The following is a 26,030-nucleotide window of genomic DNA, read 5'->3' as shown; positions in this document are numbered from 1 at the left end:
CGTTAATGCCGGTGATAGCCATCGACCATACATTTAAAGGTTTCGTGCGGAGTACGCCCCGTGGTGCAAAGATAGAGATGGCCGAAGATAAAAAAGAGGCTTATAGCTGCCAGAGCAAAATGCGCCTGCAATAACCAGTATCTTACACCAGGGAACACGTCCCCCACGGTTTGCGGGTAAAGGCATAGCAGCCCCGTCAACAATAACAGCGGCAGCAATCCATACATCACACCAACATAAGCTGCCTGCTGCAATGGATTGAATTTAGACTGTGTTGTTGCAGGAAATGGATGATCTTCCCCTTGCATAATTCCAAGCAGATAAAACCGCGTTTGTTTAGCCGCTCGCCCCAGCCAGCCCTGACGACGGATAATGTAGTGATGACCATTACCCCCAACGGCATTAATGAGAATAAAGCCAAGCCAGCATGCCAGTAGCAGGAATCCACAAACTTCATGTACGGCAACCAGACTTTTGACTGCAGCAACGCCCACCAGCGCAAAGTGATTGATTAGCCCACTTGCCAGCAACAAGACAAAGAGTAACGCATTCGACCAGTGCCATAATCTCACCGCCCTGCTGTAGAGATAAACCTTCTCGCCATGACCAGTGGAGGATTTCTTTTTACCACGAGCGCGAAGTAAGGCGTGAAGCCCCAACACTAACCACATCCCGACCAGCAGCAGCCCGGCAATGACCAACCACACAGGCCAAAATTCGGGAGAAAACTGCGGTACATAGTTTGCCAACTGGTTATGAAATTGTTCAGCATTTTGCGACGGGTTCATACATTTTCCTTTTTAATCAAATGTTGACCGAACCGGCGATACAGATGCGGTTTCCCGGCACCAGGCAGCTGATATTGATAGTATTTATTTTCCTGTAACCACGCCTGAATTTCTGGGCTATCTTCGCGACCAAAGATCAACGCATGTTCCGGACAGGCGCTAACGCAGATGGGCGGAAAACCTTTTGCCAGCCGAGACTCGGCACAGAAATCACATTTATCCGCCACTTTGGTCAGTGGATTAAGGTAACGAACCTGATACGGGCATGCGCCGATGCAGTAGCTACAGCCAATGCATTGTGATTTTTCTACCCGCACGATCCCCTGTTCATCACGCCACGATGCCCCTGTGGGGCAAACGTCGATGCAAGGAGCATCTTCACAGTGCTGGCATGACTGGCGAAAAAAGTGATACAGCGTTTCGTTATTGTTATCGGTGACCGGGATATGCGCGATAGACAAACGACTTCCCTGTGCCGGTACATGGTTAGTTTTACGGCATGCTCTGGCGCAAATATTACAGCCATTGCACCGTGATTCATCGTGAATCATGGCATATCGAACTTCCTTTCCTTGTCTGGTGTTCGCTAACAAAGAAGGTGCTGAACCGGTAAAAAAGATTACCGTTCCCATCCCCAGAACAAATTTGCGTCGAGTGAAGGACATCTTATTATCCTCTAATGCTGTGGCTGCGACTGTCCACCCTATCCATGATATCTCCCTGAAACTTCAGGGATTCTGAAACTGCTCAACCTCGAACCATTCACATAAGCCATAAGCTTTGCCATAGCTCATAAAACGCTCGCTAAACAGGTACAACACAGCCGTCGATGACGTCACCTGGCGTATATCGGCATACTCAGGAGCGATATCCATCGCGGCGAGCGCGGCTTCAATCTGCGCTTCCTGGTAGTAATATGGCGCTTGCGTCAGCATGGCGACCTTATAAGGCCGGGGATACGTCTGGCATTCGAAGCGAACGGCGTGTGCAATGGCCCGACAGATGTCCTGCTCAACAACCTGCAAAGACATAGCGGCATAGTTTTCGCTCATGGTTTGCGTTGAGTAGTAATAATCATCTTTACTGCCCGTCATACAGGCGATATCTGCGAAATCTGAACTCTGCCGTATGCTTTCCAGCAATGCAGAAAGATCCTCTTCAGCAACCGAATATGGCGGCGACAGGAACACGGCGCGTGCAACCAGTTGACCCGCCGTCGAATGCTGGCGGATAAACTCCGCCAGAATTTCAGCCGGTTCAGGCCCTGTAACCGCATCGTTCGCAGTGTCATCGGGCTGACGCATACTGTGCAACCATTGACGCTTAGTCACGTCAATATCAGGTGCTTCCAGTTGTGTCATTTCCTCCTGCTGGCTCATTACGCCGGTTCCTTATACTGGTAGCAGGTTATGTGTCGCCAGATCGGCGGCAATATCTTCCAGCCCGAGTCGATGAAGCGTTTCTCGCGTTGGACAACCAAGCTGTGGGTCCCAGCCTATTTCCTTGTAGAAAAGCGTGAGTGACTGGTGCATATCATCGCGGTCCATTTTGTCAGTACCTTCACTGAAGACCGGAATCTGCGGATCTTTATCAAATACCCAGGAACAGATCAGGTCATGCTCATTACGCATATCTTTGGTTTGCATCAGTTTTACCGTGTAGGCACGATGTAACGTAAAGATACGCTCAGCAGCTAAATCTAATTTTTCCTGCGTCATATCTTCGCCAGTGATTGCTTTAAAGAATTTGGCTTCTAGCGCAAGGTCGCCACGATAATTGCGGTTTTTCAGTGGCGAAACGGTCATTGGCCAGACCCAGTTGCACAGGGTGACGGCGTTATGCAAACAAACCCGCAACAGCGACCATTTGGCATATTTAATTTTTGCGTCATTGATCGGCGTGTAGTTTTTGGTTTCATCGTAAGCATCTTCAGAGCCAAAAAGTTCTTTTGCCACTTCACGCTGCAGTTTCAACGGCAAACCGGAGCCGATAAAGTTGATATGCGTATGCGTCATACAGTCACGGTTGAACATGCAGTTAACGATAGAGCCGACCTGTGCCGACGCTTCATTGGCATGGTGAACCGGATAACCAAACGGCGACCAGAGTTTATTTTTTGCGTAGCCCCAGTACTCTTCACCCAAATTCCAGCGTTCAGCAATGGCATACGAGCCATCAGCCAGATGACTCAACTCACCCACGCGGTGCGCCAGACGGTAGTAAAAATCTTTAATGAAATTAACGTCACCAGCTTCCAGTTGATCCCAACGAATTTCCGCATACTCTTCAGCAGGCAGAACGCGCTTAAACACACCTTTGCTGTAACAATAGGTAAAGTCGCGATGCAACTGCCCGTAGTTACACCACAGCCCGTAGTCATCGAACAGATTCAGACCAACCAGATTACCAATCACCCGGCCATCATCTTTATCTTCAAAATCTTTCGGCCCGTTCGGGAAGATGGTGGTATGGACAAAGTTAGCGACACAGGTGTTACCACCTGTACTGGGTACACCAAACTCTTTAACCCGAGGAATGTTCATCTGGGTCATACAACGAATTGGGCATGAGTGGCAGCCACTCATTTTGACGGTGTATTTTTCTGCTGCCGGACCTAAGTCAAAGACGGATTTATAGGTGCGGAAACCGACCGTGTTCTGATTGCCCGGCGGGATTTCTCCTGTTTCAATCGGGCCGCCTTCCGCTGCGCCCCAAAACAGCCCTTTACGAGCTGTCCAGCGCGACTTGGGATCAGAGTACTCTGCCCACGATTGCGGCGTACTTGGCACGACATGATTGTTATTAGCGCCAATAAGTTCGGTCATCATATAGTCATTGAGCCGTTTCATCTCCTGGCGATCGGCAATGTTGACTCCTTTTGTCCCTTCAACCGCAATCGCTTTCAGGTTTTTGGAGCCCATTATTGCGCCAGTTCCCGCGCCGCCACTGTGGTTACGACTATTCAGCATGCCAGAGAGAGGCACAAGATTTTCACCCGCCTGACCAATAGCCGCTACACAGGTTTCAGGGCTGGTTAAACGGCAAATTTCTTCCGTGGTTGCACGCGTCCCTTTTCCCCACAAGAAATCGGCTTTCTCCAGGCTAACTTTGTCATCTTTTATATTTAGCCAGACCGGTGATTTCGCTTTACCCTCGATAATAATGACGTCGTATCCGGCGAATTTCATTTGTGCAGCAAAAAAGCCGCCCATATGGGCGTCGACGACTAAATTTCCTTTGGTAAATGTGGAAAGTGATGTGATATTTACGCGAGAACTACAGGGTGCACCAGACCCTGTCAACGGCCCCGTAGCAAAAACTAATTTATTTGCTTCATCGAAAGGTTTGGTGCCTGGAGGTACTTCGTCATACATAATTTTGTAGCCAAAGCCCATACCACCGACAAAATCTTTAAACTTACTGGAATCTTCGAGGGTAATATTTCCTGTCGTAAGATTGACTCTTAATATATTACCAGTCCAACCGTTAGCCATGATTTTTTCCTTTGCAAGATTCACACAGTAATATCTTTCCACTCGATAATTTTTAACGCCCCTGTCGGGCAGGCGTTTGCGCATTCACCGCACAACACACATTTCGAGGATTTTTTAGTTTCAGTATTTACGGTGGCCATCATCCACGGGCATGCCGTAGTACAGGCGCTACAACCAATGCAACGTTTATGATCGACGGTTATACATCCCTCTTCCTGCTGCCAGGTAATCGCGCCAATCGGGCAGACGTTCATGCATTGAGGATCTTTACACTGGCGGCAGGTGTCGGCGGTATAATTCAGATCGCCGTATAAGCCGCCACCGGAACCTACGCCCTTGTCGCCAAAGAAATAATTACGATGGATTTTGATGCGGGAAAAAAAAGTACCAACGGCGCCATCGTTATAGTTGGTACAGGAGATTTCACAGCGGTGGCAGCCGGTGCAACGCGCACGCTGGGTAACTAACACGCCTTTGGGCGTGTTTATCAGCCCCACCGTGCCGCTATCGACATCTTCCTGTTTACAGCCCAAAAGTGACAATAACGCAGGGGCTATTGTTAAACCAGCAAGACCTTTTCCTGATATACGCAAGAACTCTAATCGCGTTAAGCCAATATCTAATAGTGGACGTTCAACCGGGTTCATTTATTTCGCATCCTCTTCGCAAACACAGTGCTGACAATTCAGTAGCCTTCTATTAAGCATTCAACTAATACGCTGCTGACTATGCCTCCAACACCAGATATTTTTGTCCTAACCCGATAGCGTATGAGACATGATTTAACGCAAGCAAACTAATCCTTTATGGTTAGGAGAAAAAATAATGTGATTATTCTTAGCCCTTAACATTGATCGTTATCAATTAAAAATGGAAAGCAGAAGATTAAAAGTGGAGTGATATTTGTTATCATTTGAAATGAATTTCATTTACTCCACAATAATTTGTGATATACATTCCAGAATATAGAAATAGTTAATTCGCTATAAAGTTAAATACATATCGCAATTAATATAGTTGCCTTACATCCATTTATAAAAATAAACTTACATGTGACGATATAATAAAACAGAGGGGATAAGGCATTACGCGCTATCCCCGAACAATTATTTCACCAGTGCATTAATGACTGTTTCCATCGCCTGCTTTTCTAATTCACTGCGTTGGATACGTTTATTTGCTAATGCTGTACGCAGCACACCAGCGATGACGATGTGTTTTGGCTCCTGGCCCAGGTCACGCATCTCCAACACCACTTTCCCTACCACTCTGCACATTTCGCGGTACAGCTCATCATCTTTTGTCCGGTTGCCCATTATTCACACCCATTTATCATGCCAGTTATCAGCATATATCAATCTCATTACTTAAACAAAAAACAAACAAAATCAAACAAATAACTCGATAAATTATTATAATTGCATCTGTTGTGTCACGAGGGTATGCACTCTGTCTATACTCCAGTCATCCTCTATCTTCCAACCATCGCCTTCCCTTTGCGCAAACAGCGATGATTTTGCGTAATCTGCTATCGAGGACGTTAAATCTTTGATAACAGTTTATTGTGTATATGCATGAATGTTTTTGAAACGCTGTTTTTGTTTTCCTTTTTGATTAAATTCAGCGTATAATCCGCGCCAATTGACTCTTGAATGGTTTCAGCACTTTGGACTGTAGAACTCAACGACTCAAAAACAGGCACTCACGTTGGGCTGAGACACAAGCACACATTCCTCTGCACGCTTTTTCGATGTCACCTATCCTTAGAGCGAGGCACCATCACTTTCGTAATACCGGATTCGCTTTCCGGCAGTGCGCCCAGAAAGCAAGTTTCTCCTATCCTTCTCAACTTAAAGACTAAGACTGTCATGAAAAAGACCAAAATTGTTTGCACCATCGGCCCAAAAACCGAATCTGAAGAGATGTTAGCTAAAATGCTGGACGCGGGCATGAACGTCATGCGTCTGAACTTCTCTCATGGTGACTATGCAGAACACGGTCAGCGCATTCAGAACCTGCGCAACGTGATGAGCAAAACCGGTAAAACTGCCGCTATCCTGCTCGATACCAAAGGTCCGGAAATCCGCACCATGAAACTGGAAGGCGGTAACGACGTTTCTCTGAAAGCAGGCCAGACCTTTACTTTCACCACTGACAAATCTGTTATCGGCAACAGCGAAATGGTTGCGGTAACTTATGAAGGTTTCACCACCGACCTGTCCGTCGGCAACACCGTACTGGTTGACGATGGTCTGATCGGTATGGAAGTTACCGCTATCGAAGGTAACAAAGTTATCTGTAAAGTACTGAACAACGGTGACCTGGGCGAGAACAAAGGTGTGAACCTGCCTGGCGTTTCCATCGCCCTGCCGGCACTGGCAGAAAAAGACAAACAGGACCTGATCTTCGGTTGCGAACAAGGCGTAGACTTTGTTGCTGCTTCCTTTATCCGTAAACGTTCTGACGTTGTCGAAATCCGTGAGCACCTGAAAGCGCACGGCGGCGAAAACATCCAAATCATCTCCAAAATCGAAAACCAGGAAGGCCTCAATAACTTCGACGAAATCCTCGAAGCATCTGACGGCATCATGGTTGCACGTGGCGACCTGGGTGTAGAAATTCCGGTTGAAGAAGTTATCTTCGCCCAGAAGATGATGATCGAAAAATGTATCCGTGCACGTAAAGTCGTTATCACTGCGACCCAGATGCTGGATTCCATGATCAAAAACCCACGTCCGACTCGCGCAGAAGCCGGTGACGTAGCCAACGCCATCCTCGACGGCACCGACGCAGTAATGCTGTCTGGTGAATCCGCAAAAGGTAAATATCCGCTGGAAGCTGTTTCTATCATGGCGACCATCTGTGAACGTACCGACCGCGTGATGAACAGCCGTCTCGAGTTCAACAACGACAACCGTAAACTGCGTATCACCGAAGCGGTTTGCCGTGGCGCAGTTGAAACTGCTGAAAAACTGGATGCTCCGCTGATCGTCGTAGCGACCCAGGGCGGTAAATCTGCTCGTGCAGTACGTAAATACTTCCCGGATGCAACCATTCTGGCGCTGACCACCAACGAAAAAACGGCTCATCAGCTGGTACTGAGCAAAGGCGTTGTACCGCAGCTGGTTAAAGAAATTACCTCTACTGATGATTTCTACCGTCTGGGTAAAGAACTGGCGCTGCAGAGCGGTCTGGCGCACAAAGGCGACGTTGTAGTTATGGTTTCTGGCGCGCTGGTACCGAGCGGTACTACCAACACCGCATCTGTTCACGTCCTGTAATATTGCTTTTGTGAATTAATTTGTATATCGAAGCGCCCTGATGGGCGCTTTTTTTATTTAATCGATAACCAGAAGCAATAAAAAATCAAATCGGATTTCACTATATAATCTCACTTTATCTAAGATGAATCCGATGGAACCATCCTGTTTTCTCTCATTTTTTTTATCTAAAACCAAGCGTTCGATGTTTCTTTGAGCGAACGATCAAAAATAAGTGCCTTCCCATCAAAAAAATATTCTCAACATAAAAAACTTTGTGTAATACTTGTAACGCTACATGGAGATTAACTCAATCTAGAGGGTATTAATAATGAAAGCTACTAAACTGGTACTGGGCGCGGTAATCCTGGGTTCTACTCTGCTGGCAGGTTGCTCCAGCAACGCTAAAATCGATCAGCTGTCTTCTGACGTTCAGACTCTGAACGCTAAAGTTGACCAGCTGAGCAACGACGTGAACGCAATGCGTTCCGACGTTCAGGCTGCTAAAGATGACGCAGCTCGTGCTAACCAGCGTCTGGACAACATGGCTACTAAATACCGCAAGTAATAGTACCTGTGAAGTGAAAAATGGCGCACATTGTGCGCCATTTTTTTTGCCTGCTCATTACGCCTATTGCGTCGCGCGTAACATATTTCCTTGCTCTGGTTCACCATTCTGCGCTGACTCTACTGCAGACGCATTGCTGGCTACTGGAGTTGCTCCACTGCTTACCGCAACCGGATACCCTGCCCGACGATACAATGCTTTATCGACTAACTTCTGATCTACAGCCTTATTGTCTTTAAATTGCGTGAAGCCTGCAGGCAGTGCGTACGGCATTGTCTGAACGTTCTGCTGTTCTTCTGCCGATAGCGGTCGATGCACTTCAACATAACGCATCCCGTTCGGTTCTACAGAGTATTTTACCGGTTCGTTGATCACTCTTACCGGCGTTCCCGTTCTCACACTGGAGAACAGTGCTTTAATGTCCGGCGCGTTCATACGCATACAGCCTGAACTGACGCGCAAACCGACGCTGTCCGGCGCACTGGTGCCATGAATGAGGTATTCGCCGTTGCCGTGCGCCAGGCGCAGTGCGTAGCGTCCCAGAGGGTTATTCGGCCCGGCTGGAACAACTGGCGGTAATTTGATGCCTCGCTCCAGTGAACGCTGACGAATACCCGCCGTGGGCGTCCAGGTAGGATTGGGGATTTTCTGCCCTACCCGTGTTTCCATCACTGGCGTTTCCAGCCCCTGCAAGCCAATGCCTATCGGGTAGACCTGTACGATATTTTCTCCCGGCGGATAATAATAAAGACGCAGTTCCGCAAGGTTCACAATGATCCCCTGGCGCGGTGCATCAGGTAATAACAGTTGCGAAGGAATGGTTATTGTCGTGCCTGGTTTTGGCACCGGAGCAATTGTGTTATTGGCTTCAAGGATCAACATTGCCGCAGTATCAAAACGACGGGCAATAGCCTGAAGGTTTTTATCCCCCTCTTGCACCGTATAGGTTTGATTTTGCCCAACCAGTCGGCTTCCGGTTGGTGGGAGCGGGTAATCTACCGCCCAGGCTGCCTGAATGGCGCTGAAAGCGCCGATAAGAGTCAGTGTTAGTAAAGACGCGCGTTTCATTGTAAACCTCCTGTATTTGCCGGTGGCTCACGCTGAAACGACGGATGGCGCTTATGTTTACCTGAAACCGAAACACTCCTGTGCAGGCCAGTGTAAACATCGACCACCCGGCAAAGTGAGCCTACCGGATGAAAGCTGTTCCTTTAGTTTAGCTAAGTGCAGCGGCTTTGGCGCGAATTGCGCGAATCATCGCTTCCAGACCTTGTGAGCGTGATGGAGTGAGATGTTGGGTGAGCGCCATTTTTTCAAACCACGGACGCACATCGAAATTGACAATATCCTGCGGCGTCATTTGATCGTAGAGAATAAAAACGACCGCAATAAGCCCTTTCACAATGGCCGCATCGCTGTCGCCCTGCAATTCAATAATTCCCTGCGCATTCTGGCGCATTACAATCCATACCTGACTCTGGCATCCCTGAATACTATTTTGCGGGCTTCTGTCTTGGTCGCGTAATTCTGGCAGACGCTGTCCCAGTTCAATAATGTAGAGATATTTCTCTTCCCAGTTGGTGCAGCGTAAAAAGTTACGCAGCAATTTTTCTTTATCCGGCAATACAGCCATAGAGCCTCCCTTTTACCCCAGTAGACGATGAATACGTTGCAATCCAGTTACCAGACGATCCACTTCTTCATGGGTGTTGTACATTGCCAGCGACGCCCGACACATCGCGGGGACGTTGTAATAGGCCATTAATGGCATTGCGCAGTGATGTCCGGTACGCACAGCAATACCGTAGTTATCAAGAAAACTGCCGACGTCATAGGCGTGGTGTTTACCGAGATTAAAGGCAATAACGCCAAGTCTGTCCGGCGGACCATAGAGCGTAAGATCCGGCACCGCTGCCAACTGCGACAATGCGTAATGCATCAGATTTTGTTCATACTCGGCAATGTTGTTAAGCCCCAGCGCCGAAACATACTCCAGCGCCGCGCCAAGGCCAATAATACCTCCGGTATTGGGCGTACCGGCTTCAAACCGCCACGGCGCTTTGGTCCAGGTAGTGCCTTCACTCAGGCTGACGGTGGCGATCATTGAACCGCCGCCTTCCCACGGCGGCATCTCCTGCAACAAGGCTTCTTTCACATAAAGAATGCCAATTCCGGTGGGGCCATACAGTTTATGCCCGGAGAACACGTAAAAGTCGCAATCCAGCGCCTGAACATCCACCGGATGATGCATCACCGCCTGAGCGCCATCCACCAGCACTTTTGCGCCATGCTGGTGCGCAAGCGTGATCATTTCCGCCAGTGGATTTTCTGTGCCAAGCACGTTGGAGACATGAGTAATTGCCAGCAGGCGAGTTTTCTCATCAAACAGCGTAGGCAGCGTCTCCAGTTGCAACGTACCGTCGGGATTGAGCGGGATCACACGCAGCTCTGCGCCAACACGGGCGCAAAGCATTTGCCAGGGAACAATGTTAGCGTGGTGCTCCATCTGACTGATGATTATGTTATCGCCCGTCCGCACATTGCTGTTGCCCCAGCTATTGGCGACCAGATTGATTCCTTCCGTCGTGCCGCGGACAAACACCAGCTCTTCCGCCGAACGGGCATTAATAAACAGCGATGCCCGCTTGCGCACGTTCTCCATTTTCTCGGTCGCCTGGGCGCTTAACGTATGAATACCGCGATGCACCGCCGCGTAGCCGTGACGATAAAACTCGGCCTCGGCGTCAATCACCTGGCCAGGTTTCTGCGCACTGGCGGCGCTGTCGAGATAAGCCAGTGGCAGACCGTTCACTTCACGCGAAAGCACCGGAAAATCGGCCCGCACTTTGTCGACGGAAAAAGTCATCTTGCACCTCCCGGCAGCCGTTGACCGATTCGGGCCAGCACCTGCTGTTTGAGCCCATCATCACGCAATGCTTCCGTCAGTTCGGCGGCAAAGGCGTAGATAATCATCTGCTGGGCATCCTGTTGATTGATCCCGCGCGAACGAAGATAGAACATCTGTTCGTTATCAATACGCCCCACCGTCGCACCGTGGCTGCATTTCACATCATCAGCATAGATTTCCAGCTGTGGTTTGGTATCCACTTCCGCCAGTTTACCCATCAGCAGATTATTGTTGGTCATCTGGCCGTCAGTCTTGATGGCGTGCTGCGCGACGTTGATCAAACCGTTAAACACCGCGCGACCTTTGTCGCTGACGATAGTTTTGTGCAGCTGGCGGCTATTGCAAAAACCTTTATTGTGTTCCAGCCAGGTGCGGGTATCACACACTTCGTTTTTCACCGGCATCGCCAGGCTATTGATGCGCAGCGTGCTGTTTTCGCCATTGAGTTGCGTACTGGTATTGTGCCGTAACACGGCGCCGCCAAGCAGGAAACTGTGGCTAAATGCGGTGGCATCGTCTGCCAGTAGCAAATCGTTATGGGCAAAGTGATGGCTGACCGGGTTTTCAAACGCCAGCTTGATATGCTGCAAGTGGGCGTTCGCTGCGACGTTGATAGTGAACCGTGCGCCAGTGAAATGACGAGCATCATTAAGACTGACAAAATGTTCAATCACCGTTGCTTCGGCACCTTCCGCCAGATCCAGATGATGCCGGTAATGGGCAGTGTTTACCTCTTCACCTGCCACGCCCTGGGTAATATGCATTAACAGCAATGGCTTTGCAGGCCGTTGACCGCGCTTCACGGCGATATGCGTCACGCTTTGGGCCAGGCTTTCCGTCAAATGCAGAAACACTTCCGCCTGAATAGCGTCGGGTAACCCCTGACGGTTGTCGTTAACGCTTACATCATACCCGCTGCCTTCAGTTGCATCGCTCAGCGCGGGCACGTAACGTCCATCGACAAACACCAACCGCACGGCGTCTAACGTTAACGCTAAGGCATCGCGTTGTTGCGGGGATATCTCACCCGCAATGCTGACAAACTGGCTATTGGTCAGCCCTTCCAGCGGCGTATATTTCCAGTTTTCATGTTTACGTGTCGGCAGTCCGGTACGCAGCAATTGTTGTAAATGCTGTTGTGCTTGCGGGGAACGTTTCGCCCCTTCAGCTTCAAACAAATGATGCCACTGTTGCAGTGCGTTACTGCTGTTCGGTAAGCCAGCCATAACCCTGCTCCTCCAGTTGTTTGACCAACGTGAAATCACCGGATTTCACAATTCGCCCCTGATACAGAACATGGACGTAATCAGGCTTGATGTAGTCAAGAATGCGTTGGTAGTGCGTAACAATGATGAATGAACGCTTGCCGTCACGCAGCGAGTTCACGCCATCGGCGACCACCTTTAATGCGTCGATATCGAGCCCGGAGTCCGACTCATCAAGAATGCACAGTTCCGGTTCCAGCACCGCCATTTGCAAAATATCGTTGCGCTTTTTCTCACCACCAGAAAAACCAACGTTGACCGAACGGGTTAGTAAATCTTCCGGCATCTTCAGAAGAGCAATTTTTTCTTCCATCAAATCCTGAAAATCAAAGCGGTCGAGCGTTTCCTGGCCGCGATAGCTGCGCACCGCATTAAGTGCCGTTTGCAGGAAAAACTGGTTACTGACGCCGGGAATTTCCACCGGATACTGGAAGGCCATAAAAATGCCTTCGCCTGCACGATCTTCCGGCGACAGCGCAAGTAAATCTTTGCCTTTAAACTCAACCGTGCCGCCCGTCACTTCATAATCTTCGCGCCCGGCAAGCGTTGCCGATAAGGTACTTTTGCCAGAACCGTTTGGCCCCATAATGGCGTGAACTTCGCCGGGACGAACGTCGAGGCTTAATCCACGCAGGATAGCTTTATCTTCCACGCTGACGTGTAAATCTTTAATACTTAACATGTTTATTCCTTATCCGACGCTGTGTTCAAGGCTGATGGCGAGGAGTTTTTGTGCTTCAACGGCAAATTCCAGCGGCAGTTCTGAGAACACGTCTTTGCAGAAACCGTTAACAATCATCGAGATGGCGTCTTCTTCGCTGATCCCGCGTTGCAGGCAGTAAAACAGTTGATCTTCACCAATACGTGATGTCGTTGCCTCGTGCTCCAGTTGTGCGCTGTTATTGCGACATTCGACATACGGGAAGGTATGCGCCCCACAATTAGCGCCAATCAGCATTGAATCGCACTGAGTGAAATTGCGCGCATTGGTTGCCGTCGGCATGATTTTCACTAAGCCGCGATAACTGTTCTGACTATGTCCGGCAGAGATCCCTTTCGAGATAATGGTTGATTTGGTGTTTTTACCGATGTGGATCATCTTCGTGCCGGTATCCGCTTGCTGATGACCGCTGGTCAGTGCCACTGAGTAAAACTCACCAATGGAGTTATCGCCGCGCAGAATGCAGCTGGGATATTTCCACGTAATGGCTGAACCGGTTTCTGATTGCGTCCATGACATTTTGCTGTTTTCGCCTTCGCACAAAGCACGCTTGGTGACGAAATTGAGAATACCGCCGGTGTTGTTATCGCCAGGGAACCAGTTTTGTACCGTGGAATATTTCACCTCGGCGTTTTTATGGATGATGACTTCCACCACCGCAGCGTGTAGCTGATAGCTGTCACGCACCGGAGCGGAACAGCCTTCAATGTAGCTGACGTAGCTGTCTTCATCGGCCACCAGAATGGTGCGCTCAAACTGCCCGGTTTTTTCCGCGTTAATGCGGAAATAGGTGGAGAGTTCCATCGGGCAGCGCACGCCTTTAGGCACATAAATAAACGTACCGTCAGAGGCCACTGCCGCATTAAGCGCGGCAAAGAAGTTGTCATTCCCCGGCACCACGGTGCCGAGATATTTACGCACCAGTTCCGGGTGATCGTGAATCGCCTCGCCAAAGGAACAGAAGATAATTCCCTGCTCCGCCAGTTTTTCGCGATAAGTGGTGGCAACCGAAACAGAGTCGAAAATGGCATCCACCGCCACCTCTTTGCCTTCCCGCACGGGAACGCCCAACTGCTCAAACGCCGCCTCCACCTCTTTACTTAAAAAGGCGTTCGCGCCAGTTTGCTGCACCGCGCCGGGTTCAGACGCGCAGTTGTCGTCACAATTACCGCACGATGGTGCCGAGTAGTAGCTGTAATCCTGATAATTCAGCTTGTCGTAGTGCGCTTTCAGCCAGTGCGGCTCTTCCATCTCCAGCCATGCGCGATAGGCGTTAAGACGAAACTCCAGCATCCACTCCGGCTCATTACGCTTCGCCGAAATTGCGCGCACCACCTCTTCGTTTATCCCCTTTGCCAGCTCATCGGTGGCTAACTGGGTGAAGAATCCTTCTTTATAATTCAGCGGGCCGCCGGTCCAGGTTTTGACATCGTCAGTTGCTTCAGTATTACGAGACATAGTACCGCCTATACCCCAAAGCTTTCGCCACAGCCACATTCATTCTGGGCTTTCGGGTTGTGAAATTTGAATATCTGGTTGAGTCCTTCGCGAACGAAATCGACTTCCGTGCCATCAATAAACGGCATCGCTTGCAGCGGGACGAACAGCTTCGCGCCGTCACGTTCAAACAGCAGATCATCTTTCTCTGGCTCGCTGACGCTGTCGAGCACATAGCCAAAGCCCGCGCAGCCTGTTTGTTTGACGCCTAAACGCACGCCAACCATGCCCGACTGCTTCGCGACTAAATCACGTATATGCGCCGCGGCTGCGGGTGTTAACGTTAAGCCTTGCCAGGCGAAATCCTGTGGATTAAACGTTCCTGAATGCATGTCCATCGATTTACCTCACTTCATCGCTTTCAGCGGATAACAGCATGTTAGTGATAATGATTATCAGTTCAACCCAGCAAACGCAGGGGCTTTAGCGTAAAACATGCTTTTTGCCTGTATTTAATAAGCATAGACCCTGATGAGAGGGTTAACAGGCATGCTAAGAATTAGGTATCTCATTGTTAGATAATGATTATTATCGAGTGGGTGTTAAGGCTGTGATGGAAAAGAAAAAGTTGTATCGAAAATGACTATTTAAGAGATAGGTAAAAAAGTGGCGAGTTCAGAAATAAGAAAACCCTTAAGTCTGTGCATCACAGACTTAAGGGCTTCTACCCCATCCGGCGCTTATCTCCGGCACTCATAGTGGCTTAGCTCTTGAAGGGGCGATAAGAATAATCTCATAAGACTACGTCGCCGTTTTAACACAAACTGCGATTTGTATTCTTTTTGAGCAATATCAGGCAGGTAACAACGGGAGGACGGTCAGAAAACAATCGTCAGACCTGGACAGATGTTAATCCAGGTCGATGGGCGTTCAGACTATGTTCAGTAGGGATTAATGCACGCCCAGACGCCAGGCGAAGTAGATTTCTTCTTTCAGTTCCGTAGACGAAAGAGTAAGCAGATCAGCAAATTCAAGTTCTAGTTGTTTCAGACGCTTGAGATATTGAGCGGGTGAAAGATTGCTTTGGTCACGGCGTAAAAATTCGATAGCCAGCTGGGTGGGATTAAGTTGAGTAGACATAGCATCCTCGCTTTAGACAAGACCTGCACAGTATACCACCGTTTACTGCGCAGATAATAACCAAAAGCAATATGCATCACACTTTTCTGGTGACAACGTCACAAAATGGCGGTCGTCAATCGTGATGAACAACACAAACGCCCGTTTTCATCGAATATTTCGATCTGCCAGACCTGATGCCGTGAACCGAGATGCAGCGGTTTACAAACGCCGCGTACCCGCCCTTCTCGTGCTGAGCGAACATGGTTAGCATTGATTTCCAGGCCAACCACTTTTTGCTCGCCTTCGGTACATAAATACCCGGCAACTGAACCAATACTTTCAGCCAGCACCACGGACGCCCCGCCATGTAGCAGCCCGAAAGGCTGCTTTGTCCGCGAGTCTACTGGCATTGTCGCTTCCAGCGTTTCATCACCAATATGTTCAAAGCGAATATCCAGCAACCCCACCATGTTTCCTTCACCCATAGCATTCAGTGCTTCCAGGGTGATTTTACGTTTCCATATCATTTAATAATCTCCAGTAATGCCTGCACGGGATGGCGTACCCCCGTCCCTTCAACCCGTTTAACCTGGCTGCGGCAAGAATACCCGGTCGCCAGACAGCGATTACGCGGCAGACGCTGCATTGCCTGATGCCAGGATAACTCATAGATCCCGAGCGAGTTTTTATGGTTTTTCGCCTCATGTCCGTAAGTCCCTGCCATGCCGCAGCAACCCACGCTGACATTTTCCAGTTTCGCGCCAAAACGGGCAAATATCGCGGCCCATTGTGCTGGCGCCCCCGGCAAGGCGGTAACTTCAGTACAGTGACCAAAGAAATACCATGATTCACCGCTGACTGCTGTCACTGGCTGTGACTGAAGCGCGCTTGCCAGCCATTCATTCGCCAGTAAGACGTTAAACTCGCCACGCGCCTCGCCCAGAGCCAGTTTATATTCATCGCGATAACAAAGTACCAGCGCCGGATCGACACCCACCATTGGCATCCCCAGTTTCGCCATGCGGTTAAGGAAATCCGCCGTTTTTTTCGCCGTCTTCGCAAAACGATTAAGAAAGCCTTTGATATGCTGCGCTTTACCATTCGGTGAGAATGGCAACAGCACTGGCTGGAAACCTAATTTTTCGACCAGACGAACAAAATCCGCCACCACCTGCGCATCGTAATAACTGGTAAAAGGATCCTGCACTACCAGCACCGTGCGTGCTTTCTGCTCTGAACTCAGCGCTTCAAGCTGTTCCAGCGTCATGTTTGCCGAGCGATGCCCCACCATTTGTTGTTGCAGCGACGGCACTGAAAGCAGCGGCAAATCGACCATACCGATGTGTTTTTCCGAGAGTTTGCGCACCAGCGGCTGGTTAATGAAGAAGTTAAAAGTCTTTGGCGCACGCGCCATCAGCGGTGCGTAACTTTCTACCGTTGCCACCAGATGATCGCGCAATGGGCGTAGATAGCGCGTGTGATAGAGTTGCAAGAAACGAGAGCGAAACTCCGGTACGTCAATTTTGATCGGACACTGAGTCGAACACGCTTTACAGGCCAGGCAGCCCGACATCGCCTCTTTGACTTCGTGCGAGAAGTCATATTCGCCCTTATTTGCATGCCAGCTATTGCGCATACGGGCAATTAACGTGCGCAAGCTGACGCCAGACTCTGGTAGCTCTTGCTCCAGTTTTAGAGGGTCAACGGCGCGATCCGCCAGCAAACGTAACCATTCACGCACCAGTGTTGCACGCCCTTTCGGTGAATGAATGCGGTTCTGAGTTATCTTCATTGACGGACACATCGGGCTGCGGGCATCAAAGTTGAAGCACAAACCGTTGCCATTACATTCCATAGCGCCGCGCCACTGCTGGCGTACCGCGATGGGGATTTGTCGGTCATACGTGCCACGCTTTACCGCGTCCACTTTCATCATTGGCGCGTCAATACCTTCTGGTGGGCAGATTTTCCCTGGATTTAGTCGGTTATGCGGATCAAACGCCGCTTTAACCTTACGCAGTTCTGCGAAAAGCTCCTCACCGAAAAACGCTGGACTGTATTCGGCACGAAAACCTTTTCCGTGCTCGCCCCACAACAAGCCACCGTATTTTGCAGTCAGCGCCACCACGTCATCAGAGATTTGCTTCATCAACATCTCTTGTTGCGGATCGCACATATCCAGTGCCGGACGGACGTGCAAAACACCAGCGTCGACGTGGCCAAACATGCCATAACTTAAACCGTGGCTGTCGAGCAGTGCGCGAAATTCAGCAATATAATCTGCCAGATGTTCCGGCGGCACGCAGGTATCTTCGGCAAATGGAATCGGTTTGGCTGCACCTTTGGCATTGCCGAGCAGGCCGACGGCTTTTTTTCGCATTGCATAAATACGCTCAACACCTGCCAGCTCACTGCACACCTGCCAGCCGATCACCCCTGCCTGCTGGCTGGCAATCAGTTCATCCAGCCGCGCACAGAGTGAATTTACCCGCTCGTCAATCAGCGCCTCATCATCTCCGGCAAATTCAACAATGTTCAGCCCGAGCATCTCTTTGTCTGGCACATTGGTAATCAGTTCGCTGACGGAATGCCAGACAATATCTTCCCGCGCCAGATTCAGCACTTTTGAGTCCACCGTCTCTACCGAAAGCGCACGCGCCTCAACCATAAACGGCGCATTACGTAGCGCGGAGTCAAAAGAGTCATATTTGACGTTCACCAGACGGCGCACTTTAGGCAAGCGCGTAATATCCAGCCGCGCTTCGGTAATAAAGGCCAGCGTCCCTTCTGATCCGGTCAGAATGCGCGTCAGGTCGAACTCGGTCATTTCATCGTTAAAGACATGGCGCAGATCGTAACCGGTAAGAAAACGGTTAAGTTTGGGGAATTTGTCGATGATTAACTGGCGTTGCTGGCGGCAACGTTGATAGACAGTGTTGTAGATCCGCCCGATAGCGGTATTGGTTTTACCCAACGTTTCAGCAAGTTCGACGGGTAAAGGTTGGGTATCGAGAATATCACCCCCCAACAACACCGCCCGCACGCCCAACACGTGATCTGACGTTTTCCCATAGACCAGCGATCCCTGGCCGGAAGCATCAGTATTAATCATCCCGCCGAGCGTTGCCCGGTTACTGGTCGAAAGTTCTGGCGCAAAAAAGTAGCCAAATGGTTTCAGGTACTGATTCAGTTGATCTTTAATCACCCCAGCTTCAACGCGCACCCAGCCCTCTTCAGGGTTAATTTCGATGATGCGGTTCATATGGCGGGACATATCAACAATAATCCCCTGGTTGAGCGCCTGACCGTTAGTGCCGGTGCCGCCGCCGCGGGGGGTAAAGATCAGCGATGTATAGCGTTCCTGGGCGGCAAGACGGGCGATCAGCGCCACATCTGCGGTTGAACGCGGAAATACCACCGCATCGGGGAGAAGTTGGTAAATACTGTTGTCGGTCGACATTGTCAGACGATCGGCATAACTTGTCGCCGTATCGCCGGTAAAACCTTGTTGCTCCAGCTCTTGCAAAAAATTAAGCACCAGTTGAACGACTCCGGGTGCCTGGGAAATCTGTGGAATCATTATATTGACCCTTTCCTGCGGTCTGTGATGTAGGTCGATACACTGTTCTTTCAGGCTGCTGCAATAGCGCACTGAAAGGTGATGTTTGTTTACTCTATGGATTTCGAGTTGCAGGAAGGCGGCAAGCGAGTGAACTCCAGGAGCTTACAAAAGTAAGTGACTGGGGTGAACGAACGTAGCCGCAGCACATGCCACTTGAAATACGACGAGTAAATCGTTTGCGTGTTACCTGAGTTGTTGTACCACATTTTTTTCTAACACGCCCATCAGAATTAAGGGCAGAATCGGCCTGTTAAAAACCGCTGAAATTGCTCATCATTATGCAGGTGAGTTTCGCGTGTTCACGTCGCGTCGACGATTTGACGCACAAAAAAGGTGAAAAGTAGTTATGGTAAATGTTCGTCAGCCCAGGGATGTCGCACAAATTCTGCTTTCGGTGCTGTTTTTAGCCATCATGATTGTGGCATGTCTGTGGATCGTTCAACCCTTTATTCTCGGCTTCGCATGGGCCGGTACGGTGGTTATCGCCACCTGGCCGGTATTGTTACGTTTGCAAAAGATCATGTTTGGCCGCCGCTCTCTCGCCGTTCTGGTAATGACGTTGCTCCTGGTGATGGTGTTTATCATCCCTATTGCTTTGCTGGTTAACAGTATCGTCGACGGCAGTGGCCCGTTAATTAAGGCCATCTCCAGTGGCGATATGACATTACCGGATTTAGCGTGGCTTAATACCATTCCGGTGATTGGCGCGAAGCTGTACGCAGGCTGGCATAACTTGCTTGATATGGGCGGCACGGCAATTATGGCGAAAGTCCGTCCTTATATTGGCACCACTACCACCTGGTTCGTCGGGCAAGCCGCGCATATCGGGCGCTTTATGGTGCATTGTGCCTTAATGCTGCTCTTCAGCGCCCTGTTGTACTGGCGCGGTGAACAGGTGGCGCAAGGCATCCGACATTTTGCGACCCGTCTGGCGGGCGTTCGTGGTGATGCGGCAGTTCTGCTGGCGGCACAAGCTATCCGCGCAGTGGCGCTGGGCGTTGTGGTCACTGCTTTAGTACAGGCTGTACTTGGCGGTATCGGTCTGGCCGTTTCTGGTGTGCCTTACGCCACGCTGCTAACGGTATTAATGATCCTCTCCTGCCTTGTTCAGCTAGGCCCGCTGCCAGTGTTGATTCCGGCGATTATCTGGCTCTACTGGACCGGCGATACCACCTGGGGAACGGTATTGTTAGTGTGGAGCGGTGTGGTTGGCACTCTGGATAACGTCATCCGCCCAATGCTAATTCGCATGGGCGCAGATTTACCGCTGATTCTAATCCTCTCCGGGGTTATTGGTGGTTTGATTGCTTTCGGTATGATCGGTCTGTTTATTGGTCCGGTACTACTGGCTGTTTCCTGGCGTCTGTTCGCCGCGTGGGTTGAAGAAGTCCCGCCGCCGACTGACCAACCAGAAGAAATTCTCGAAGAGCTGGGCGAAATCGAGAAACCGAATAAGTAATTTCTCATCAGGCGGCTCTGCCGCCTGATTGTTAATCACTGCTAATTGATATTTCATTCCTCCAGTCCGTATTTTCCTGCTTACCGCCATTCAGCTGGTAGTACCTGTCGCAAATCCTTTACAGTTTTTAAACTAATGAGACGAATCTGATCGACGCAAAAAGTCCGTATGCCTACTATTAGCTCACGGTTATAAATCAACATATTGATTTATAAGCATGGAAATCCCCTGAGTGAAACAACGAATTGCTGTGTGTAGTCTTTGCCCATCTCCCACGATGGGCTTTTTTTTAACATTTTTTGCTTCATTACCCCGCCTCTCGTTCTTTCCAATAATGTTGCACAAGATACTGTGACTCTCTTCAAGCCGTAAGCAGGCTGATAATGTTATTTATATTTTATTCTTTTTTTCATGCAGCCATTACACGATGAACGCTTATGAACTCCAGGCACTACGCCATATTTTTGCCATGACCATTGATGAATGCGCGACCTGGATTGCCCTGACGGGCGACAGTGAAAGCTGGCAACAATGGGAGAAAGGAAAAACGGATATTCCTGACGAGATAGTTGAAAAACTGCTGGCAATGCGCCAGCAAAGAAAAAGGCATCTTCACGCCATCATAGAAAAAATAAACAACCGCATCGGCAACAATACCATGCGTTTTTTCCCCAATTTAACCGCATTTCAACGTATCTACCCAGAAGGTAATTTTATTGACTGGAAGATTTACCAGTCGGTCGCAGCTGAATTATATGCGCACGATCTTGAACGCCTGTGTTGATATTTTAACGGGATACAACGGACGTCATGACAAAAATAATAAACGGATGCTGACATAACAACAGCAACTTTTTAAGCAATATTGCTAAGTAGATCTTATGAAAAATCCCTACCTCCCTACCGCGCTTGGGTTGTATCTCAATTACCTGGTGCATGGTATGGGTGTCATTTTGATGACTTTAAATATGGCCTCGCTGGAGACGCTCTGGCAGACCAATGCCGCAGGCGTTTCGATTGTTATTTCATCATTAGGTATAGGACGATTGAGTGTCTTGCTTTTTGCAGGATTATTATCCGATCGTTTTGGTCGCCGCCCTTTTATTATTCTGGGTATGTGCTGCTATATGACCTTCTTTTTTGGCATCCTGCACACCAATAACATCATTATTGCTTATGCTTTTGGTTTCCTGGCGGGCATGGCGAACAGTTTTCTCGATGCTGGTACCTATCCCAGTTTGATGGAAGCCTTTCCTCATTCACCGGGTACAGCCAATATTTTAATTAAAGCCTTTGTCTCCAGCGGGCAATTTTTATTGCCGCTAATTATCAGCCTGTTAGTGTGGGCTGAACTGTGGTTCGGTTGGTCTTTTATGATTGCCGCGGCGATTATGATCGTTAACGGTCTGTTTTTATATCGCTGTACCTTTCCACCACATCCGGGCCGTCGCTTGCCTGTGGTAAAGAAAGCGACCACTTCCGCGGGGCATCGCTGCTCAATTATTGATTTAGCCAGTTACACCCTCTATGGCTATATTTCAATGGCAACCTTTTATCTGGTTAGCCAGTGGCTGGCACAATACGGGCAATTTGTCGCTGGCATGTCATACACCATGTCGATCAAATTACTCAGTATCTATACCGTGGGTTCGCTGCTGTGTGTATTTATTACTGCTCCACTCATTCGTAAAACCGTTCACTCAACAACATTGTTGATGCTGTACACTTTTATCTCATTTATCGCCCTGCTCACCGTCTGCCTGCATCCCACATTTTATGTGGTGATAATATTTGCTTTCGTCATCGGTTTTACCTCCGCAGGTGGTGTTGTACAAATTGGCCTGACGTTAATGGCGGAACGTTTTCCCCATGCCAAAGGAAAAGCAACGGGGATCTATTACAGTGCGGGCAGCATTGCAACATTTACCATTCCGTTGATTACGGCTCATCTTTCGCAAAGAAGTATTGCCGATATTATGTGGTTCGATACCGCCATCGCTGCTATCGGCTTTTTACTGGCGCTGTTTATTGGCGTACGCAGTCGAAAAGAAGCACAACATCCATCATTAAAGGAGAATGTTGCTACGGGCGGGTAATGCAATATTCTTTTCAGGTCATGCAAGAACTTACGGATAAATTACTCTTTCTGCGCTAATTAAGGAAAATCGCGATCAAAAACAAACTATCACATGCAATATTCCTGGAAACATAAACTTTATGCCATGTACCCAGAGAAAATCATCTTCAGTATAGTGATTATGAAAACCGTCGAAATACAACACGGACGGTAACAAAATTATCTTTCAGCAAGGAGCTGTGAAAATGTCTCAAAATAAGGCTTTCAGCACGCCATTTATCCTGGCTGTCCTTTGTGTATACTTCAGCTATTTCCTACATGGCATTAGTGTTATTACGCTTGCACAAAACATGTCATCTCTGGCAGAAAAGTTTTCTACCGATAACGCCGGTATCGCCTATTTAATTTCTGGTATCGGTCTGGGCCGTCTGATAAGTATTTTATTCTTCGGTGTAATCTCCGATAAATTTGGTCGACGAGCAGTAATATTCATGGCCGTTGCCATGTATATGCTGTTTTTCTTTGGTATTCCGGCCTGCCCAAGTTTAGCTCTCGCTTACGGTCTGGCTGTGTGCGTTGGTATCGCCAACTCAGCCCTGGATACCGGTGGATATCCGGCGTTGATGGAATGCTTCCCGAAAGCCTCGGGTTCAGCCGTAATATTGGTTAAGGCGATGATATCGTTCGGGCAAATGCTCTATCCGATGCTGGTGAGTTATATGCTGTTGAATAACATCTGGTACGGTTATGGGCTGATTATCCCAGGCATCGTATTTGTGCTGATCACGCTGATGCTATTGAAAAGTAAATTCCCAGGCCAGTTGGTGGATGCCAGCGTAGCTGGTGAACTACCGCAAATGAACAGTAAGCCGTTAGTCTGGCTGGAAGGTGTTTCATCGGTGTTGTTCGGTGTTGCCGCATTCTCGACCTTTTATGTCATTGTCGTGTGGATGCCCAAATATGCGATGGCGTTTGCCGGTATGTCGGAAGCTGAGGCATTAAAAACCATCTCTTATTACAGTATGGGTTCGCTGGTCTGTGTCTTTATTTTTGCCGCACTATTGAAAAAAATGGTACGTCCCATCTGGGCTAACGTGTTTAACTCAGCACTAGCAACGGTAACCGCTGCTATCATTTATCTGTACCCCTCTCCACTGGTCTGTAATGCAGGGGCTTTTGTTATCGGTTTTTCTGCTGCTGGCGGTATTTTACAGCTTGGCGTTTCAGTCATGTCCGAGTTTTTTCCAAAAAGCAAAGCCAAAGTCACCAGTATTTATATGATGATGGGTGGTCTGGCCAATTTTGTTATTCCGCTGATTACCGGTTATCTGTCGAATATCGGCCTGCAATACATCATCGTTCTCGATTTTACTTTCGCGCTGCTGGCCCTGATTACCGCAATTATTGTTTTCATCCGCTATTACCGCGTTTTCATTATTCCTGAAAATGATGTCCGGTTTGGCGAACGCAATCTTAGCACCCCGGTTAAACACAATTAAGCAAAGAAATTAGAGGAGTTAATTATGGATGTTACCGCTAAATACGAATTGATTGGCCTGATGGCCTATCCTATCCGCCACAGTTTATCGCCTGAAATGCAAAACAAAGCCTTAGAAAAAGCGGGATTGCCATTTACCTATATGGCCTTTGAAGTGGATAACGATAGCTTTGCCGGCGCAATTGAAGGCTTAAAAGCCTTAAAAATGCGCGGAACCGGTGTGTCGATGCCTAACAAACAACTGGCGTGTGAATATGTTGATGAATTAACACCAGCGGCCAAACTGGTTGGCGCTATCAATACCATCGTCAATGATGACGGCTACCTGCGCGGCTATAACACCGACGGCACGGGCCATATTCGCGCCATTAAAGAGAGCGGTTTTGATATCAAAGGCAAAACGATGGTGCTGCTAGGTGCCGGTGGTGCCTCAACGGCGATTGGCGCGCAAGGCGCGATTGAAGGTTTAAAAGAGATTAAAATCTTCAACCGTCGGGATGAATTCTTCGATAAAGCCCTCGCCTTCGCACAACGGGTCAACGAAAACACCGATTGTGTCGTCACCGTGACCGATCTCGCCGATCAGCAAGCCTTTGCTGAAGCCCTGGCTTCCGCCGACATTTTAACCAACGGCACAAAAGTGGGTATGAAGCCTCTTGAAAATGAATCATTAGTTAACGATGTCAGTATGTTACACCCAGGACTGCTGGTCACTGAATGCGTGTATAACCCGCATATGACGAAGTTATTGCAGCAGGCGCAACAAGCAGGTTGCAAAACGATTGATGGATACGGCATGTTGTTGTGGCAAGGGGCTGAACAGTTCACGTTATGGACTGGCAAAGATTTCCCTCTGGAATACGTTAAACAGGTCATGGGGTTCGGCGCCTGACAGGCTGACCGCGTGCAGAAAGGGTAAAAAATGAAAACCGTAACAGTAAAAGATCTCGTCATTGGCACGGGCGCACCAAAAATCATCGTCTCGCTGATGGCAAAGGATATCGCCAGCGTGAAATCTGAAGCTCTCGCCTATCGTGAAGCGGACTTTGATATTCTGGAATGGCGTGTGGACCACTTTGCCGACCTCTCCAGCGTGGAGTCTGTCATGGCCGCGGCAAAAATCCTCCGTGAGGTAATGCCAGAAAAACCGCTGCTGTTTACCTTCCGTAGCGCTAAAGAAGGCGGCGAGCAGGCGATTTCCACTGAGGCTTATATTGCACTCAATCGCGCAGCCATCGACAGCGGTCTGGTCGATATGATCGATCTGGAGTTATTTACCGGCGATGATCAGGTTAAAGAAACCGTCGCCTATGCACATGCGCATGATGTGAAGGTTGTCATGTCCAACCATGACTTCCATAAAACGCCGGAAGCCGAAGAGATTATTGCCCGTTTGCGTAAAATGCAGTCCTTCGACGCCGATATTCCTAAAATTGCGTTGATGCCGCAAAGCACCAGCGATGTCCTGACGTTGCTTGCCGCTACCCTGGAGATGCAGGAGCAGTATGCCGATCGTCCAATCATCACGATGTCGATGGCAAAAACTGGCGTAATTTCCCGTTTGGCTGGTGAAGTATTTGGTTCGGCCGCAACCTTTGGCGCAGTAAAAAAAGCCTCTGCGCCTGGGCAAATATCGGTGAATGATTTGCGCACAGTATTAACTATTTTGCACCAGGCGTAATAAATAACGTACCGGCGGGAGTAACCTTCCCCGCCGTATTAAAAAAATATTTTTAAAGAGTATTTTAATAAAAATATTCTGTGGGTATCTGTGCGCTATTTTTAATGCTTGCGCAGAGAAACCCACACCT

The 26,030-nt window shown here is 49.0% G+C and carries 24 protein-coding genes, 1 other RNA gene and 1 pseudogene; 10 read left to right on the top strand and 16 right to left on the bottom strand.

Annotated features, from left to right (window positions below; genetic code table 11):
* Positions 1 to 2: 2 nt before the first annotated feature.
* The 6 genes from phsC to fumD all read right to left on the bottom strand — a co-directional run bounded on the left by phsC (position 3) and on the right by fumD (position 5,598).
* Positions 3 to 788 carry a thiosulfate reductase cytochrome B subunit gene (gene phsC, locus D9741_RS05700; protein WP_130218953.1) on the bottom strand — a complete coding sequence of 262 codons (786 nt, stop codon included), beginning with the start codon at positions 786 to 788 and terminating at the stop codon, positions 3 to 5.
* A complete protein-coding gene (locus tag D9741_RS05695; protein WP_130208218.1) occupies positions 785 to 1,453 on the bottom strand; it encodes a 4Fe-4S dicluster domain-containing protein in 669 nt (222 codons plus the stop codon). The genes phsC and D9741_RS05695 overlap by 4 nt, the downstream gene beginning before the upstream one ends.
* A gap of 63 nt (positions 1,454 to 1,516) precedes the next feature.
* Positions 1,517 to 2,167, bottom strand: a complete 651-nt coding sequence (locus D9741_RS05690) for a YdhW family putative oxidoreductase system protein (RefSeq protein WP_130218951.1) — start codon at positions 2,165 to 2,167, stop codon at positions 1,517 to 1,519.
* 12 nt (positions 2,168 to 2,179) lie between these two features.
* Positions 2,180 to 4,282 (bottom strand): aldehyde ferredoxin oxidoreductase, encoded by a 2,103-nt coding sequence (locus D9741_RS05685; protein WP_130218949.1) that lies wholly within the window; start codon positions 4,280 to 4,282, stop codon positions 2,180 to 2,182.
* A 20-nt stretch (positions 4,283 to 4,302) separates the two neighbouring features.
* Positions 4,303 to 4,929, bottom strand: a complete 627-nt coding sequence (locus D9741_RS05680; protein ID WP_130218947.1) for a ferredoxin-like protein — start codon at positions 4,927 to 4,929, stop codon at positions 4,303 to 4,305.
* 459 nt (positions 4,930 to 5,388) lie between these two features.
* Complete coding sequence (gene fumD, locus D9741_RS05675) at positions 5,389 to 5,598, bottom strand: fumarate hydratase FumD (RefSeq protein WP_000528337.1); 210 nt, start codon at positions 5,596 to 5,598, stop codon at positions 5,389 to 5,391.
* Between the two features lie 350 nt (positions 5,599 to 5,948).
* On the opposite strand from fumD, the gene D9741_RS23760 reads away from it, so the two are divergent.
* The 3 genes from D9741_RS23760 to lpp all read left to right on the top strand — a co-directional run bounded on the left by D9741_RS23760 (position 5,949) and on the right by lpp (position 8,110).
* Entirely contained in the window at positions 5,949 to 6,143 is a 195-nt protein-coding gene (locus D9741_RS23760; protein WP_242664678.1) for a hypothetical protein, read from the top strand.
* Between the two features lie 7 nt (positions 6,144 to 6,150).
* Positions 6,151 to 7,563, top strand: coding sequence for a pyruvate kinase PykF (pykF, locus tag D9741_RS05670; RefSeq protein WP_064530058.1), 1,413 nt, complete (start codon positions 6,151 to 6,153; stop codon positions 7,561 to 7,563).
* 310 nt (positions 7,564 to 7,873) lie between these two features.
* Positions 7,874 to 8,110 (top strand): murein lipoprotein Lpp, encoded by a 237-nt coding sequence (gene lpp, locus D9741_RS05665; protein WP_000648420.1) that lies wholly within the window; start codon positions 7,874 to 7,876, stop codon positions 8,108 to 8,110.
* Between the two features lie 63 nt (positions 8,111 to 8,173).
* On the opposite strand, the gene ldtE is transcribed toward lpp, so the two are convergent.
* The 10 genes from ldtE to D9741_RS05615 all read right to left on the bottom strand — a co-directional run bounded on the left by ldtE (position 8,174) and on the right by D9741_RS05615 (position 19,143).
* On the bottom strand, positions 8,174 to 9,178 hold the full coding sequence (ldtE, locus tag D9741_RS05660; RefSeq protein ID WP_130208226.1) for a L,D-transpeptidase LdtE: 1,005 nt from the start codon (positions 9,176 to 9,178) through the stop codon (positions 8,174 to 8,176).
* Between the two features lie 148 nt (positions 9,179 to 9,326).
* Entirely contained in the window at positions 9,327 to 9,743 is a 417-nt protein-coding gene (gene sufE, locus D9741_RS05655) for a cysteine desulfuration protein SufE (RefSeq protein WP_130218945.1), read from the bottom strand.
* Positions 9,744 to 9,755: 12 nt separating this feature from the next.
* Positions 9,756 to 10,976 (bottom strand): cysteine desulfurase SufS, encoded by a 1,221-nt coding sequence (gene sufS, locus D9741_RS05650; RefSeq protein WP_130218943.1) that lies wholly within the window; start codon positions 10,974 to 10,976, stop codon positions 9,756 to 9,758.
* Positions 10,973 to 12,244, bottom strand: coding sequence for a Fe-S cluster assembly protein SufD (gene sufD, locus D9741_RS05645; protein WP_130218941.1), 1,272 nt, complete (start codon positions 12,242 to 12,244; stop codon positions 10,973 to 10,975). Before sufD ends, sufS begins: the two co-directional genes overlap by 4 nt.
* Positions 12,219 to 12,965 carry a Fe-S cluster assembly ATPase SufC gene (sufC, locus tag D9741_RS05640; RefSeq protein ID WP_000948872.1) on the bottom strand — a complete coding sequence of 249 codons (747 nt, stop codon included), beginning with the start codon at positions 12,963 to 12,965 and terminating at the stop codon, positions 12,219 to 12,221. Before sufC ends, sufD begins: the two co-directional genes overlap by 26 nt.
* Positions 12,966 to 12,974: 9 nt before the next feature.
* Positions 12,975 to 14,462: a Fe-S cluster assembly protein SufB gene (gene sufB / locus D9741_RS05635; RefSeq protein ID WP_001308677.1), complete on the bottom strand. Its 1,488-nt coding sequence runs from the start codon at positions 14,460 to 14,462 to the stop codon at positions 12,975 to 12,977.
* An 8-nt stretch (positions 14,463 to 14,470) separates the two neighbouring features.
* Entirely contained in the window at positions 14,471 to 14,839 is a 369-nt protein-coding gene (gene sufA / locus D9741_RS05630) for a Fe-S cluster assembly scaffold SufA (RefSeq protein ID WP_130218939.1), read from the bottom strand.
* Between the two features lie 553 nt (positions 14,840 to 15,392).
* Positions 15,393 to 15,581: a YdiH family protein gene (locus tag D9741_RS05625; protein ID WP_088376204.1), complete on the bottom strand. Its 189-nt coding sequence runs from the start codon at positions 15,579 to 15,581 to the stop codon at positions 15,393 to 15,395.
* A 98-nt stretch (positions 15,582 to 15,679) separates the two neighbouring features.
* Positions 15,680 to 16,090, bottom strand: coding sequence for a 1,4-dihydroxy-2-naphthoyl-CoA hydrolase (gene menI / locus D9741_RS05620; protein ID WP_130218937.1), 411 nt, complete (start codon positions 16,088 to 16,090; stop codon positions 15,680 to 15,682).
* Complete coding sequence (locus D9741_RS05615; RefSeq protein ID WP_130218935.1) at positions 16,087 to 19,143, bottom strand: FAD-binding and (Fe-S)-binding domain-containing protein; 3,057 nt, start codon at positions 19,141 to 19,143, stop codon at positions 16,087 to 16,089. Before D9741_RS05615 ends, menI begins: the two co-directional genes overlap by 4 nt.
* A gap of 388 nt (positions 19,144 to 19,531) precedes the next feature.
* On the opposite strand from D9741_RS05615, the gene ydiK reads away from it, so the two are divergent.
* The 7 genes and pseudogenes from ydiK to aroD all read left to right on the top strand — a co-directional run bounded on the left by ydiK (position 19,532) and on the right by aroD (position 25,900).
* Positions 19,532 to 20,644, top strand: coding sequence for an AI-2E family transporter YdiK (gene ydiK, locus D9741_RS05610; RefSeq protein ID WP_000248636.1), 1,113 nt, complete (start codon positions 19,532 to 19,534; stop codon positions 20,642 to 20,644).
* 185 nt (positions 20,645 to 20,829) lie between these two features.
* An RNA gene (rprA, locus tag D9741_RS05605) (antisense sRNA RprA) lies at positions 20,830 to 20,937 on the top strand.
* Between the two features lie 134 nt (positions 20,938 to 21,071).
* Positions 21,072 to 21,428 carry a YdiL family protein gene (locus tag D9741_RS05600; protein WP_130218933.1) on the top strand — a complete coding sequence of 119 codons (357 nt, stop codon included), beginning with the start codon at positions 21,072 to 21,074 and terminating at the stop codon, positions 21,426 to 21,428.
* Between the two features lie 97 nt (positions 21,429 to 21,525).
* Complete coding sequence (locus tag D9741_RS05595; RefSeq protein ID WP_130218931.1) at positions 21,526 to 22,740, top strand: MFS transporter; 1,215 nt, start codon at positions 21,526 to 21,528, stop codon at positions 22,738 to 22,740.
* A gap of 226 nt (positions 22,741 to 22,966) precedes the next feature.
* Positions 22,967 to 24,233 (top strand): annotated as a pseudogene (locus D9741_RS05590) (MFS transporter).
* Positions 24,234 to 24,244: 11 nt separating this feature from the next.
* Positions 24,245 to 25,111 (top strand): quinate/shikimate dehydrogenase, encoded by an 867-nt coding sequence (gene ydiB / locus D9741_RS05585; protein ID WP_130218929.1) that lies wholly within the window; start codon positions 24,245 to 24,247, stop codon positions 25,109 to 25,111.
* A 30-nt stretch (positions 25,112 to 25,141) separates the two neighbouring features.
* Positions 25,142 to 25,900, top strand: a complete 759-nt coding sequence (gene aroD / locus D9741_RS05580) for a type I 3-dehydroquinate dehydratase (RefSeq protein WP_130218927.1) — start codon at positions 25,142 to 25,144, stop codon at positions 25,898 to 25,900.
* Positions 25,901 to 26,030: the final 130 nt, after the last annotated feature.

Source organism: Escherichia sp. E14V7, assembly GCF_004212225.1.
Taxonomy (GTDB): Bacteria; Pseudomonadota; Gammaproteobacteria; order Enterobacterales; family Enterobacteriaceae; genus Escherichia.
This window is presented reverse-complemented; position numbering and strand designations above follow the sequence as displayed.